A 14,713-nucleotide genomic window follows, 5' to 3' on the forward strand; every position below is an offset into this window, starting at 1 on the left:
CTGACCCACCACAACCTCCACACACCCGGTGTTGCAATAGCCCCCTGAAGCCGCCAAGGCGGCGGCGACCAGACGCGCCAGGTGAAGGACGCTGCGCCCGCGCTGGTAGGTTCGCCGACATGTCAGGTACCGAGTTCGCACGCGCCGCTCCGAGCTCCGAGGGGGTCGACGCGGCCGGCGTCGAGGCCTTCCTCGACGCGATGTCGGACGCCCGCGACGTCGAGCTGCACAGCCTCATGGTGCTGCGGCACGGTCGCGTCGTCGCCGAGGGGTGGTGGGCGCCGTACCGCGCCGAACGCGTCCACCTGCTGTACTCGCTGAGCAAGAGCTTCACCGCCACGGCGGCGGCCCTCGCGATCGGGGAGGGGCTGCTCGAGCTCGACCGCACGGTGCTGTCGTACTTCCCCGAGTGGGATGCCGAGATCACCGACCCTCGCAGCCGGTCGATGCTCGTCCGGCACATCGCCGCGATGGCCAGCGGCCACCACGACGACACCGTCGATGCGGTGATGGCCGCCGATTCCGCCGAGCCGGTCCGCGCGTTCCTGCGGCTGCCGCCCGAGTCCGACGCCGGTACCGTGTTCGCCTACAACCAGCTGTGCACGTACGCGCTCGGCGCGATCGTCCAGCGCGAGAGCGGTCAGACCCTCGTCGAGTACCTGCGGCCGCGCCTGTTCGAGCCGCTCGGCATCGACGAGGCCGGGTGGCAGCAGCATCCGCCCGGCCGGAACCTCGGCTTCACGGGGCTGTACGCGACGACGGATGCCGTGGCGAAGCTCGGCCAGCTCTACCTCCAGAACGGGTGGTGGGAGGGTCGGCAGCTCTTGCCCGCCGAATGGGTCGAGGCGGCCACCAGCCGTCGGATCGGCACCCCGCGGCAGGACAGCCCGGACTGGCGGCAGGGCTACGGCTTCCAGTTCTGGATGGCCCGGCACGGCTACCGCGGCGACGGCGCGTACGGCCAGTTCTGCGTCGTGCTGCCCGAGCACGAGCTCGTGGTCGCGATCACGGGCGCGTCGATCGACATGCAGGCGGTGCTCGACGGGCTCTGGACGCACGTGCTCCCCGCCCTCGACGACGTCCGGCCGGCCGAGGCCCGGGCGGGGGAGACCGAGCGGGCAGCGGGCGCCGAGGCTGCGGGCGCCGACGAGCGGATGGCGCGCCGGCTGGCCGCGGCGGCGCTCCCGCCGGCGGAGGGGCGGGCGGAGCCGCGCGTCGCGAGGGACTGGGACGGCATCCGGTTCACGCCCGCCGCCGTGCCGCGCGAGCAGCCGTCGCCGGAGGCGGTCGAGGTGACGCGGACGACCGAGGGCTGGCGGATAGCTCTGATCGAGGCATCCGGCCCTCTGGAGGCGACCCTCTCTGTGGACGCATGGAGTGAGAGTCGTGCCGGCGGCGCCGTGCCGATCGCAGTGAGCGGCGGCTGGCGGGACGGCGAGGACGAGCGTCTCGTGGTCGACGTGCTCTTCCTGGAGACGCCGCACCGGCTCACCGTGACCTGCGCACTCGGGGACCGTGCGTTCACGGCCGCTTGGGCGACGGCTCCGCTCTGGCCGACCGCCCTGCACGACCTGCGCATGCCGTAGCGGCGGCGCCAGCGCCCGCACGAAGTTCGGAGAATCGCGCGAAGTTCGGAGGATCGGGCCGAAATCCTCCGAAGTACGTCACTCTCTCCGAGGTTCGTGGGGCCTCCGAGGTCGGTGGGGCCCCGCGGGTCGGGGCAGGATCCCCAGCAAGCCGGTGTCCGGGGGCCGCCGTAGACTCTTCCGGTGACAGTTCCCGGGATCGTGCGCGCCCTCGCGCAGGCCGAGTCCGTGCAGGATGCCTGGACCGCGGCATCCGTCGACGCCGACTTCTCGCTCGTTCAGGGCCTCGCCGCACCCGTGCTGGCCGGCCTGCTCAAGCGGCGCCGCGAGCAGGGCCACGGTGCGCTGCTGGTCGTCGCGCCCACCGGGCGCCGCGCGGAGTCGCTCGGCGCGGCGCTGTCGGTGCTGCTGCCCGATGCCGAGGTGCTGCACATGCCGGCGTGGGAGACGCTGCCGCACGAGCGGCTGAGCCCGAGCGCCGAGACCGTCGGCCAGAGGATCGACACGCTCCGTCGCATCGCGCGGTGGCAGGGCGAGCGTCCGCTGGTCGTCCTCGCGTCCGTCCGCGCGGCGCTGCAGCCGCTTGCTCCCGGCCTGGCCGATGCCGACGCCGTGGAGCTCTCGGTCGGCTCGCGCGGCCACGAGCTGGGCGAGCTCGCCGAGCGCCTCGTCGAGCTCGCCTATCACCGCGTCGACCTGGTCTCGCGACGCGGCGAGTTCGCCGTGCGCGGCGGCATCGTCGACGTCTTCCCGCCGGTGGCGGCACACCCCTACCGGGTCGAGTTCTTCGGTGACGAAGTCGACGGCATCCGCGCGTTCTCGGTCGCCGATCAGCGGTCCCTGCCCGGCGACGTCGAGCGCGTCGAGCTGGTCGCCAGTCGCGAGCTGCTGCTGACACCGGCCGTGCGTGCCCGCGCCCGGGAGCTCACCGATGCCCTTCCGGGCCTGCGGGCCATGCTGGAAAAGCTCGGCGAGGGCATCCCGGTCGAGGGGATGGAGTCGCTGACCCCCGCCCTCGTCGAGGGTCTCGTGACCCTCGCCGACTACCTCCCCGAGGGTGCGGCGACCGCGCTGGTCGAGCCGGAACGAGCCGTCACGCGCGCCATGACCCTCGGCGAGACCAACCGCGAGTTCCTCGAGGCCGCCTGGAGTGCCGCCACGGCGGGCGCGGCCACCCCGGTCGATCTCGGCGCCGGCGACTTCGTGAGCCTGCCCGCGCTGCGTGAGGCGGCGCGCGCGCGCGGCGGGGTGTGGTGGACAGTATCCAGTTTCGACTCGGGTGAGGCGGATGCCGCGGCCGAACGTCTCGTCAGCGCCGACCTCGACGTGGCGCTGGAGGAGGCCGCCGCGATCCGGGTGCCCGCGGCATCCGTCCCGTCGTTCCACGGCAACGTCGACGGGGCGACCGGGCACGTCGGCGCGCTGCTCGCGGACGGCTGGCGCGTCGTGGTCGCCGCATCCGGCGCGGGCCTGGTCGAACGCACCCGCGACGTGCTGGCCGAGCGAGGGATCGCCGCCCGGCGGTCGGACGACCTGGCCGAGGCTCCCGAGCCGGGTGTCGCGCACATCGTCGCCGCGGTGCTGGAGAGCGGCTTCGAGCAGCCCGAGGCGAAGCTCGCGGTGCTCACCGAGAGCGAGTTCTACGGACGCACGATCGGCGGGGACTCCCGCGTGGTCAAGCGCCTGGCATCCCGTCGGCGCAACGTCGTCGACCCGCTGCAGCTCAAGGCCGGCGATTTCGTGGTGCATTCCACTCACGGCATAGGCAGGTTCGTCGAGCTCGTCCAGCGGGAGGTGTCCAGCGGCGGGCGCAATCCGGTCAAGACGCAGCGCGAGTACCTGGTGCTGGAGTACGCGCCTTCCAAGCGCGGCTACCCGGGCGACAAGCTGTACGTGCCGACCGACCAGCTCGACCTGCTGTCGCGCTACGTCGGCGGCGAGGCACCGGCGCTGTCGAAGATGGGCGGCAGCGACTGGGCCGCGGCGAAGGGCCGTGCCCGCAAGGCCGTGCGCGACATCGCCGTCGAGCTCGTCAAGCTCTATTCGGCGCGTATGGCCGCGAAGGGATATGCGTTCGGGCCTGATACACCCTGGCAGCGCGAGCTGGAAGAGGCGTTCCCGTTCGCCGAGACGCCCGACCAGCTGCAGACGATCGACGAGATCAAGGCCGACATGGAAAAGCCCATCCCGATGGACCGGCTGCTCTCCGGCGACGTCGGCTTCGGCAAGACCGAGGTCGCCGTCCGTGCCGCGTTCAAGGCGATCCAGGACGGCACCCAGGTCGCGATGCTCGTGCCCACGACGCTGCTCGTGAAGCAGCACCTGGAGACCTTCACCGAGCGGTTCGCGGGCTTCCCGGTGAAGGTGCGCGCGCTCTCGCGCTTCCAGAGCGATCGGGAGGCACGCGAGACGGTCATGGGCCTGGCCGACGGCACGGTCGACCTCGTGATCGGCACGCACCGCATCCTCACCGAGAAGGTCCGGTTCCGAAACCTGGGACTTCTCATCATCGACGAGGAGCAGCGCTTCGGCGTCGAGCACAAGGACCAGCTGAAGAAGCTCAAGACGAACGTCGACATCCTCGCCATGAGCGCGACGCCCATCCCGCGGACGCTGGAGATGGCGGTCACCGGCATCCGCGAGATGTCGACGCTGCAGACGCCGCCCGAGGATCGGCATCCGATCCTCACCTATGTCGGACCGCGCAGCGACCGGCAGGTCTCGGCGGCGATCCGTCGCGAGCTGCTGCGCGAGGGGCAGGTGTTCTACGTCCACAACCGCGTGCAGTCGATCCAGCGGGTCGCCTCGCAGCTGGCCGAGCTCGTGCCCGAGGCGCGCATCGCGGTCGCGCACGGGCAGCTGGGCGAGCACGCGCTCGAGCAGGTCGTGGATGACTTCTGGGAGCGCCGCTCCGACGTGCTGGTGTGCACGACGATCATCGAGACGGGCCTGGACATCTCCAACGCCAACACGATCATCATCGACCGGGCCGACAAGTACGGGCTGTCGCAGCTGCACCAGCTGCGCGGGCGCGTCGGGCGCGGGCGCGAGCGGGCGTACGCCTACTTCCTCTACGACGAGAACAAGCCGCTGTCCGAGACCGCCGCCGACCGGCTGGAGACGATCGCCGTCAACAACGACCTCGGATCGGGGATGCAGGTGGCCCTGAAAGACCTCGAACTGCGCGGCGCGGGGAACCTCCTCGGCGCCGAGCAGGCCGGGCACATCGCGGGGGTCGGCTTCGACCTGTACCTGCGGATGATCGGCGAGGCGGTCGCCTCCTTCCGCGGCGAGGACGTCGAGGGCCCGGCGGAGCTGCGGCTCGAACTGCCCGTGGACGCGCGCATCCCCGAGGACTACGTCGACAGCGAGCGGCTCCGGCTCGAGGCCTACCAGAAGCTTTCGGCGGCGGCTGGGGCCCCGCGCCCGGAGGCTCGCGGCGGCGCGTCAGCGCCGGCGGGAGGGGGCGTGGGGAGGGCATCGGCGGCTGAGGATGCCATCGACTCTGTGCGCGAGGAGCTGACCGACCGCTACGGCGAGCCGCCCGCCGAGGTCGAGGGCCTGTTCGCGGTCGCGCGACTGCGCCGTCGCGCCGCGCAGTCGGGACTCACCGACGTCGTCGCGATGGGCCCCAATCTGCGCATCGCGCCCGCGCGCCTGCCCGACTCGCTGCGCGTGCGGATGCAGCGGCTGTACCCGAAGGCGAAGCTCCTGGCCGGGGGAGAGGCGGTCGTCGTGCCGCTGCCGACCGCCGCGGGGGAGCGGGTCGGCGACGCAGAGCTCATCGCCTGGGTCGGGCAGCTGCTCGATCAGCTCTTCCCGCTGCCGGTCGCGGAGGCGCCGGCATGACCGTCGTGATGTCGTCCTCCAGCGCCACGCCGCGTCACGATGCGGACTTCGCACGCCGGCTGCGTGCGCTCGCCGACATCGCCGGCGCGGCGGTGGAGGCGGCGGGGCTCCGCCCGCGCTGGGTCAACGCGGCCGATCCGGATGCCGCGGCCGACGACCTGGTCGCGCAGGCGCGCGGCGTCATCGTGCTCGGCGGCGCGGACATCGATCCGGGTGTGTACGTCGCCGCGCCGGCCGGTGCTCTGATGGACGCGGCGGATGCCGCAGCCGACGCCTTCGAGATCGCTCTGCTGCGCGACGCGCTCGGTCGCGGCATCCCGGTGCTCACGATCTGCCGTGGCACGCAACTGCTGAACGTCGCGCTCGGCGGCACCCTCGTACAGGATCTCGGCGAAGGCATTCATCGCGCAACGGCGTCGCCGATGGTCACGCACGATGTTCTCGTGCGCGAGGACACGCGGCTGGCGGGCATCGTCGGGGCGGGCGTGCACGCGATCCGCTCCGGCCACCACCAGGCCGTCGACCGGCTCGGCGACGGGCTCGTGGTCTCGGCGGTCGCGCCGGACGGGATCGTGGAGGCTGTCGAGCTGCCCGGCGACGCGTGGGTCGTGGGCGTGCAGTGGCATCCCGAAGACGCCGCCGCCGACCCGGCGGTGCTCCGGTCCCTGGTGGAGGACTTCGCCCGCGCGGCGCGCTGACCGCGTTTGTTCACGCGCGTCGCCCTGGGCGGGTCCGTGCATGTCGAGCGTCAGCACGGCACCGCGAAGTTCTTCGGTTCGTGATGCCACCGCGGTTGCCGTGACCGTGTCGTCGTCTGCGGTCACGGTCGTGCTCGGCGATGGGCGCACGATCAGCGCGCCGCTCACCTGGTTCCCATGGCTGGCTGCAGCGCCAGAGCCCGCTGGTCATCACGAAGGCATCAGCCTTTGCCGTCTACGAACAAAGCAGCGAATGTCATCGATCTCAGGTCGCGCTGCCGGCGAGGGCGGTTGTCGCACCTTGGGGTGATCTCGCGCTCGTGTCGATCAATAGGCGCGTGAGTGTGCTGTTGTTCGAGTGAGCAGAGCGAGTTGAACCGCTGCGAGTTCAGTCGCAGAGATGTTCGACACTGTCGGTTTGGTGTGCTAGTATCGACCGTATGGACGATCTTCTTGAACTCGTGGGCGCGGCGTTGGTGGCGTTGCGTGCTCGTGCGGGTGGTCGTGCGGTGGCGGGGTTGCCGGTGGGGGAGTTGATGGGGGTGAATGAGGCGTTCGGGGCGTTGCGGCGGGCGGTGGATGCGGCGTATGCGCCGGTGGCGGCGGAGATCGCCCGGCAGTCCCGGCCGGAGTTGGGGAGGGAGTCTCTTGCGAAGCGGCAGGGGTACCGCACTCCGGCGAAGCTGATCTCCGCGACCACGGGCACGTCGGTGCCCGATGCGGCCCGGCTGGTCGCGGTCGGGGAGGCCACCGCGGCGCGGGTGTCGCTGACCGGGGAGACGCTCCCCGCGAGGCGCCGGCATGTCGCGGAGGCGTTGACGGCGGGCGGGTTGAGCGTGGCGGCGGGGGCGGAGATCACCCGGATGCTGGATCGCCTCCCTCCCCGTGTGGACACCGCGGCCGTGGACGCGATGGAGGAGACGCTCGTGGCCGCAGCTCCCGGGCTGGCCTCTGACGAGTTGCAGAAGCTGCTGACCCGGGCGGAGGCGTATCTGGATCCGGACGGGATCGAGCCGCGGGAGCGGGAGCTGCGCGATGCCCGGTACCTGATCGTGCGGGAGGACCGTGCCGGGGCGATCGTGGTGGACGGGCGGTTCGACCCCGAGACCGGGGCGCCGATCAAAGCCGCGCTGGAAGACCTCGTGGGTGGCATGCTCGCCCGCCGCGACACTATGCGGCAGGCGCCTACGACCGGTGGCTGCGCGGGCGACGACACCGATGCCTGCGACGATGCTGATGCCTGCGACGATGCTGATGCCCGCGACGATGCTGATGCCCGCGACGGTGCTGATGCCCGCGACGGTGCTGATGCCTGCGAGGGTGCTGCGGCATCCGAGCGCTGTGACAGCGACAGTGGGGTGCCGGTGGATGTCCGGAGTGTGAAGCAGTTGTACGCGGACGCGCTCTCGGACCTGTGCCGGCATGCCCTGGGTTGCGATCAGGCGCCCACCACACCGTCTGCCACGATCATCGTGCGGGTGAACCTGAACGACCTCGAATCCGGGATCGGGGCGGGGACGATCGACGGGATCACGGTGCCGGTGTCGGCGGGGACGGTACGGCGGATGGCCGTCGACGGACAGGTCATCCCGTGCGTGCTGGGTGGGGACAGTGAGATCCTCGACTGGGGCCGAGCGAAGCGACTGTTCACCCCGGCACAGAAGCTCGCGATCCTGGAGCGTGATGGTGGGTGCGCGTGCTGCGGGCTTCCCCCGTCGATGACCGTCGTCCACCACCTGAACTGGTGGGCCCGTGATAGCGGCAGAACCGACCTCGACAACGCGATCGCCCTGTGCGTCGCCTGCCACCACCGGGTCCACGACGACGGATGGGACATCCGTGTCGACGGTACGGGCACCCGGGCGCGGGTGTGGTTCATCCCGCCGCCCTGGCTCGACACAGCCCGCACCCCCAGACCCGGCCGCAACACCCACTACCACCTCGCCGCCTGAACCGGCGGGCGGGCACGTGACGGCGTCACAGGTCCTGGTGGAACTCCTCGACGAGGTGGTCCACGACGGCCGCCATCGCGCCGTCGAGGTCGGCTCCGGATGCCACGGCCCGCGCCGCGGCGGCCCGCTGGCGTTCGGCGGAACTGCCCGACGCGGCGATGCTCAGCACGCGTTCGATCTCGGCGCGGCACTGGAGGGCCTCGGTGTCCTCCTCGATCAGCTCGACGAGCTCGGCCATGAGCTCGGGGAAGGGCACGATGGCGTTCCGCCCGAAGTCGATGAGGCCCTCGGTGGTCCCGTAGCGCTGGGCGCGCCAGCGGTTCTCGCCCACGAGGAAGCGCCCGTAGCTGCGCCAGCGCTGGTTGCGCACCCGCAGCCGCCACAGCATCCGCATGATCGACTGGGTCAGCGATGCCAGCGTGATGGCATCCTCCAGTCGGGGAGAGACGTCCATGATGCGGGTCTCCAGCGTCGGATACGAGTGCGACGGGCGCAGATCCCACCAGATCTTCGACGAGTCCTCGATGATGCCGAGGTCGATCAGCACGCCGATCGACCGCTGGTACTCGCCCCAGCTCTGGTACTCGGGCGGGAGCCCCGTGCGCGGCAGGTTGTCGAACACCGAGATGCGGTAGGAGGCCAGGCCGGTGTCCTCGCCCTGCCAGAACGGCGACGAGGTCGACAGCGCCAGCAGGTGCGGGAGGAAATACGGCATCTGCTGCAGCAGGTCGGCCCGCAGCGCGTCGTCGCCGATGCCGACGTGCACGTGGCATCCGCAGATCAGGAGCCGCCGCGCCACCCCGGCGAGGGCCCGCTCCAGTCCGTCGTAGCGCTCCTTGGGCGTGTGGTGGTGCTCCTTCCAGTCCGCGAACGGGTGGCACGACGCGGCGATGGGCACGAGCCCGTGGCGCGCGGCCTGTGCGGAGACGGCGGAGCGGAGCCGGCGCAGCTCGTCGCGGGCGTCGGCGGCGGTGCGGCACACGCGAGAGCCGACCTCGACCTGGCACTGCTTGAACTCGGGACTGACCTGGTCCTGCAGGATCGCCGCGCACTCCTCGATGAACCCCGGCGGGGCCACCGCGAGCGCTCGGGAATCGCGGTCGACCAGGAGGTACTCCTCCTCGATACCGATGGTGAACTCGGGTCGCTCCATCGCGGCATCCTTCCGTTCCCCCCATCTCAGCGCCTCGGGGCCCCGGCGGCAAGCACCGGCTACGCGGCAGTTCGTCGGAGATCTGCACAGTGTCGGAGCGCGCCGCGCGGCGGCGTCCGACGAAGCGCAGATCTCCGACTTTGTGCAGCGAACGGATGCCGCCGCTACGCGATCGCGGCGAGCCCCTCCTCGATGAGGTCGACGCCGACATTCGCCTCGTCGGCGGTGATGACCGCCGGCGGCACCACGTGCAGCCGGTTCTCCGCGAAGAAGGGCAGCAGGCCCCGGCCGAGAAGATCCGCCTTGAGCGCGCCGATGCGGGCCGCGGGCAGGGGAGCGCGGGTGTCGCGGTCCTCGACCAGCTCGACGGCCCAGAACACGCCGCGACCGCGCACCTCGCCCACGAGCGGGGAGCTGTCCAGCAGCGCCTCCAGGCGGGGCTTCAGCACGTCCTGCCCGATCGCCCGCGCGTTCTCGACGACCTTCTCCTCGCGCATCGCCTCGATCGAGGCGACGATGCTCGCCGCGGCGAGCGGATGCCCCGAATAGGTCAGCCCGCCGGGGAACACGCGCTCGTCGAACGCCGCCGCGATCGGGTCGGAGATGATCACGCCGCCCACCGGCACGTAGCCGGAGTTGACGCCCTTCGCGAACGTGATGAGGTCGGGACGCACGTCGAAGCCCTCGAAGGCGAACCACTCGCCGGTGCGGGCGAAGCCGGCCATGACCTCGTCGAGGATCAGGACGATGCCGTACTCGTCGGCGATGCGCCGGACGCCGGCGAGATAACCCGGCGGGGGGACGAGGATGCCGGCGGTGCCGGGGATCGTCTCGAACAGGATCGCGGCGACCGAGTCGGGGCCCTCGGCCTGGATCGTGCGCTCCAGGTGACGCAGCGCCCGCTCCGACTCCTGCTCGGGGGTCTCGGCCCAGAACTCCGTGCGGTACAGGTACGGGCCGAACACGTGCACGTGGCCGCGCGCGTACTCGTTGGGAACGCGGCGCCAGTCGCCGGTGGCGGCGATCGCCGCCCCCGTGTTGCCGTGGTACGAGCGGTAGTGCGAGATCACCTTGTCGCGGCCGGTGGTCAATCGGGCCAGACGCACCGCGTTCTCGTTCGCGTCGGCGCCGCCGTTGGTGAAGAACACCTTCGAGAAGCCGTCCGGCGCCTGCTCCAGCACGAGCTCCGCGGCCCGCGCGCGCGTCGCGTTCGCGTGGGCGGGGGCGACGGTCGCCAGTTCCGCAGCCTGACGCTGGATCGCCTCGACGATCCGCGGATGCTGGTGCCCGATGTTCACGTTGACGAGCTGGCTGGAGAAGTCGAGGTAGCGTTTGCCGTCGGCATCCCACACCTCGCAGCCGAGGCCGCCGGCCAGGGGAAGCGGGTCGAGGCTTGCCTGGGCGGACCACGAGTGGAAGACGTGCCGACGGTCGGCGGCGGCGATCTGTGCGTTGCGGGAGGTCACCGTTCCACGTTAGAGGATGCGGCCGCCGCGTCGCGTGCGCGACAGGGCCTTCGACGCGGGCGTATTCCCAGCGTCCCGCCCGACGCCGCGTCTCGACGCGCGCGCCGGGTCGACGTACGCTGACGATGAGCGAGGAGGTTCGCGTGCAGTTCGAGCATCTCGGGGCGCGTCCCCGCATCCACCCCGACGCGGTGGTCGCTCCGACCGCCGTCGTCTCGGGGGACGTCACGATCGGCGCGGGATGCCAGGTGCTCCACGGCGCGGTCCTCACGGCCGAGGGAGGCCCGGTCACCCTCGGCGAGCACGTCATCGTGATGGAGAACGCGCTCGTGCGCGCCACCTCCGCACACGCCGTGCGCATCGGCGATCACACGCTGATCGGCACGCTCGCGAGCGTGGCAGGAGCCACGCTCGCCGAGGAGGTGTTCCTCGCCTCGGGGGCACGGGTCTTCAACGGTGCGCGGCTCGGGCGCGGCTGCGAGGTGCGGATCAACGCGATCGTGCTCCGGCAGACTGTGCTCGCGGAGGGCACGGTCGTGCCCATCGGCTGGGTGGCCGTCGGCGACCCGGCGCGCCTGTTCTCACCGGACCGGTACGAGCAGATCGGTGCCGCCCAGCCCGAGCTCGACTTCCCCGGCTACGTCTTCGGGGTCGACCGCGAGACGCCCGACCTCATGGTGCAGCTCACCGAGCGGTACGCGATCTCGCTGGCCCGGCACGCCGACGACCGGCGGGTCGACTGACTCACCCGGTGTTCTGCAGGCCCGCCGCCACGCCGCTGACCGACAGCAGCAGCAGCCGCTGCCACTCGTGCGCGTCGGCGCGTTCGTCCGCCGAGCGCAGCGCGCGCAGGGCCCGCAGCTGCAGCAGCGAGAGGGCGTCGACGTAGGGGCTGCGCATCTTCACGGCGCGCTGGAGGATGGGCTTGTTGGCCAGCAGTCCGTTGCCGCCGACGATGCGGGTGACCCAGTCTCCGGTCAGCTCCAGCTCGTCCATCACGAGCTCGGCGAGGTCGTCGCGGTCGCCGAGGGCGAGGTAGCGGCGGGCGATGCGGGGGTCGGCCTTCGCGAGGCTCATCGCGACGTTGTCGACCACGGTGTGAAGCAGTGGCCACTCGCGATAGGCCTCCCGCAGCAGGTCCTCGTCGCCGACGGCCTCCAGCGCCGTGCCGAGACCGAACCACCCCGCCAGGTTGATGCGAGCCTGCGTCCACGCGAACACCCAGGGGATCGCCCTGAGGTCTTCGAGCGATCCCACCGACAGTCCTCGGCGCGCGGGGCGCGAGCCGAGGGCGAGCAGGCCGATCTCCTCCATGGGGGTCACGGTGGCGAACCAGGGGGCGAACCCCGGCGCCTTCACGAGCGAGAAGAACCGTTCACGGGACGCGGCATCCATCGTCTCGGCGACCCGCGCGTAGCGCTCCGCGGCGGCCCGGTTGCGCTGTTCGATCGAAGGCGCCGAGGCGAGGAGGATCGCCGCGGCGACCTGGTCGATGTGCCGCATCGCGATGGCCGGGTCGCCGTAGCGGGCGAAGATCACCTCGCCCTGCTCGGTGAGCTTGAAGCGTCCGTCGACCGAGTGCGGGGGCTGGGCCAGGATCGCGGAGTTCGCCGGCCCGCCGCCGCGCCCGAGGGCGCCGCCGCGACCGTGGAAGAGGGTGAGGCGGATGCCGTTCGCCCGCGCCCACGCCGCGATCCGGGCCTGCGCCTCGTAGAGGGCGATGTTCGCGGCGACCGGCCCGACGTCCTTGGAGGAGTCGGAGTAGCCGAGCATGACCTCCAGGCGGCGGTCGGTGGCCGCCAGCCGCGCCGCCACGACCGGGTGCTCGACGATCTCGGCGAGGATTCCGGGTGCGGCCTGCAGATCGGCGAACGTCTCGAACAGCGGGATGACATCGAGGGTGGGCAGGGCGGCATCCGGTCCCACGGCGTGGCGAGCCAGGGCGTGCACGTTCGCGAGGTCGGTCGCCGACCGGGTGAACGAGACGATGTAGCGACCGGCGGCGCGCGGGCCGAGCCGCTGCTGGATGCCGGCGATCGTGCGGAAGACCTCGAGCACCTCCTGGGCGAGGTCGCTCAGCGGCTCGCCCGACTCGCACTCGGCGAGCACCCGCGCGTGCACGACGGAGTGCTGGCGCACCTCCAGCTCGGCGAGATGGAACCCGAACGTCTCGACCTGCCAGATCAGCTGCTGCAGGTGCCCGTAGGCCTGCCGCAGCGCACCGGCGGACAGCAGCGAGGACCGAACGGCGCGCAGCCCCGCCAGCAGTTCCTCCGGATCGGCGTAGGCGCCGGCGGCGCGCACGCGCGTCGCCGTGATGCGGCGCGCCAGCAGCAGCAGCGCCTGCTTGTGCGGCTCGCCCACCGAGCGCTTGCGGGCATCGGCGGCGCCCTCCTCGTCGGTGGCGGAGAGCGCGTCGATCAGCGCCACCAGCTCCGCGCTCGGCGGCGTGGAGTCGGCGTCGAGGGTGAGCCCGCGGGCCACGCGCACGGTCGTGCGCTCCAGGCCCATCAGCACGTGCTCGGCAGCGATGTCTGCCGCCTTCCTCGTGACCGATGCCGTCACGAAGGGGTTGCCGTCGCGGTCGCCGCCCACCCAGGTGCCCAGCCGCACGAAGGCCGGCACGACCGGCTCGCTCAGGCCGCCGCGGTCGCCCTGGATCGCGTCGTCGGCGCGCCGGTACACCCGCGGCACGGACGAGTAGAGGGTGTCGTCGAAGACGGCCATGACGGCGCGGACCTCGTCGGTCGGGGTCGGCTTCTGCGCCCGCAGCGGCGCGGTGCGCCACAGGGTGTCGATCTCCTCCAGCATCCGCCGTTCGGCGCGCCGCCGGTCGGCACCGGCCACGCGTGAGGAGTCGTGGTCGTCGAGGAGGCCCGCCAGACGTCGGATGCTCATCGACACGGCCCGGCGCCGCGCCTCGGTGGGGTGCGCCGTGAACACCGGGTGGAACCGCAGTCCGTCGAGGCGCTCGCGGGCGGCGTCCTCGCCGATCTCATCGGCGAGCCGGGCGTAGGCCGAGGCGAGCGAGTCCGCATCCGCGCGGTCGGGACGGCCGTCGCGCTCGCGCAGCGCCCGCACGCGCTGGTGCTCCTCGGCGAGGTTGACGAGGTGGAAGTACGCCGTGAACGCGCGGGCCACCTCGTCGGCACGGGACACGGTGAACGAGTCGGCGATCGCGGCGGCCCGCTCGAACGCCTCGGGCGACTCGTCGGTGTAGGCGGCGATCGTCGCGGTGCGCAGGCGCTCGACGTCCTCGTACAGTCCGGGCGAGCCGCTCTCGCGCAGCACTCGGCCGAGCATCGCGCCGAGGAAGCGCACGTCGGCGCGCATGGCCTCGGGGAGCTCTTGACCGGCTTCGTATCGGCCGACGAGGTCGATGGCCTCGGTCCGGGTCGGTTCACGCATGACGTCAACGCTAATGGCACCGTGTTACCTTCACGTCACGCCCGCGGTCGCGAGGATCGCGCGGGCAGCGCGACAGGAGGCACCGGCATGACCGATCCGCTGCGGGTCGCCGCCGAGACGATGCGGGCCGTCCGGGACCGCTGCGTGTGGACGCAGCGCATCGGGCATCGCGACCTTGTGCCCTATCTCGTGGAGGAGTCGTCCGAGCTCGTCGACGCGATCGAGGAGGGCACGCGCGCAGACCTCCGCGAAGAGCTCGGCGACCTGCTGTGGCAGGTGCTGTTCCACGCCGAGATCGCCTCGCGCGACCCCGAGGATCCGTTCGACATCGATGACGTCGCGCGGGGGCTGACCGAGAAGATGGTGCGTCGGCATCCGCACGTCTTTGCGGGGGAGACCGCCGAGACTCCCGAGCGGGTGCTCGAGCTGTGGAACGCCGCGAAGGCCGCGGAGAAGCGCGAGCGCACGAGTGTGCTCGACGGGGTGAGCGAGCGGATGCCGTCGCTCGCGCTCGCGCAGAAGCTGCTCGGCAGAGCGGCCGCCGTGGGCCTGCCTGCCGGCCCCGCGCCCGCCCCCGCCCCCGACCCCGCGCCCGCCCCCG

The 14,713-nt window shown here is 72.0% G+C and carries 9 protein-coding genes; 6 read left to right on the forward strand and 3 right to left on the reverse strand.

The genetic code is table 11. The features are described 5' to 3' along the window. Positions 1-119 precede the first annotated feature (119 nt). From QM641_RS11785 to QM641_RS11800, 4 genes are all read left to right on the forward strand, one after another. Positions 120-1,586 carry a serine hydrolase domain-containing protein gene (locus QM641_RS11785; protein WP_415116698.1) on the forward strand — a complete coding sequence of 489 codons (1,467 nt, stop codon included), beginning with the start codon at positions 120-122 and terminating at the stop codon, positions 1,584-1,586. Positions 1,587-1,769: 183 nt separating this feature from the next. Then, a complete protein-coding gene (mfd, locus tag QM641_RS11790; protein WP_415116700.1) occupies positions 1,770-5,435 on the forward strand; it encodes a transcription-repair coupling factor in 3,666 nt (1,221 codons plus the stop codon). Continuing rightward, positions 5,432-6,133, forward strand: coding sequence for a gamma-glutamyl-gamma-aminobutyrate hydrolase family protein (locus tag QM641_RS11795; protein WP_415116702.1), 702 nt, complete (start codon positions 5,432-5,434; stop codon positions 6,131-6,133). The genes mfd and QM641_RS11795 overlap by 4 nt, the downstream gene beginning before the upstream one ends. Before the next feature lie 440 nt (positions 6,134-6,573). Then, a complete protein-coding gene (locus QM641_RS11800) occupies positions 6,574-8,085 on the forward strand; it encodes a DUF222 domain-containing protein (RefSeq protein ID WP_415116704.1) in 1,512 nt (503 codons plus the stop codon). Between the two features lie 25 nt (positions 8,086-8,110). Here QM641_RS11800 and QM641_RS11805 read toward each other — a convergent pair whose 3' ends face one another. Together QM641_RS11805 and QM641_RS11810 are read right to left on the reverse strand one after the other, a co-directional pair. Then, complete coding sequence (locus QM641_RS11805) at positions 8,111-9,238, reverse strand: carboxylate-amine ligase (RefSeq protein ID WP_415116706.1); 1,128 nt, start codon at positions 9,236-9,238, stop codon at positions 8,111-8,113. Between the two features lie 164 nt (positions 9,239-9,402). After that, positions 9,403-10,704: an aspartate aminotransferase family protein gene (locus QM641_RS11810; RefSeq protein ID WP_415116708.1), complete on the reverse strand. Its 1,302-nt coding sequence runs from the start codon at positions 10,702-10,704 to the stop codon at positions 9,403-9,405. A 143-nt stretch (positions 10,705-10,847) separates the two neighbouring features. On the opposite strand from QM641_RS11810, the gene QM641_RS11815 reads away from it, so the two are divergent. Beyond that, on the forward strand, positions 10,848-11,447 hold the full coding sequence (locus QM641_RS11815) for a gamma carbonic anhydrase family protein (protein ID WP_415116714.1): 600 nt from the start codon (positions 10,848-10,850) through the stop codon (positions 11,445-11,447). Position 11,448: 1 nt separating this feature from the next. Here QM641_RS11815 and QM641_RS11820 read toward each other — a convergent pair whose 3' ends face one another. Beyond that, entirely contained in the window at positions 11,449-14,112 is a 2,664-nt protein-coding gene (locus tag QM641_RS11820) for a phosphoenolpyruvate carboxylase (protein WP_415116710.1), read from the reverse strand. Between the two features lie 87 nt (positions 14,113-14,199). On the opposite strand from QM641_RS11820, the gene QM641_RS11825 reads away from it, so the two are divergent. After that, a partial coding sequence (locus QM641_RS11825; protein WP_415116712.1) for a MazG nucleotide pyrophosphohydrolase domain-containing protein occupies positions 14,200-14,713 on the forward strand: 514 nt, incomplete at its 3' end.

The organism is Microbacterium sp. (genome assembly GCF_047605725.1).
Lineage (GTDB): Bacteria > Actinomycetota > Actinomycetes > Actinomycetales > Microbacteriaceae > Microbacterium.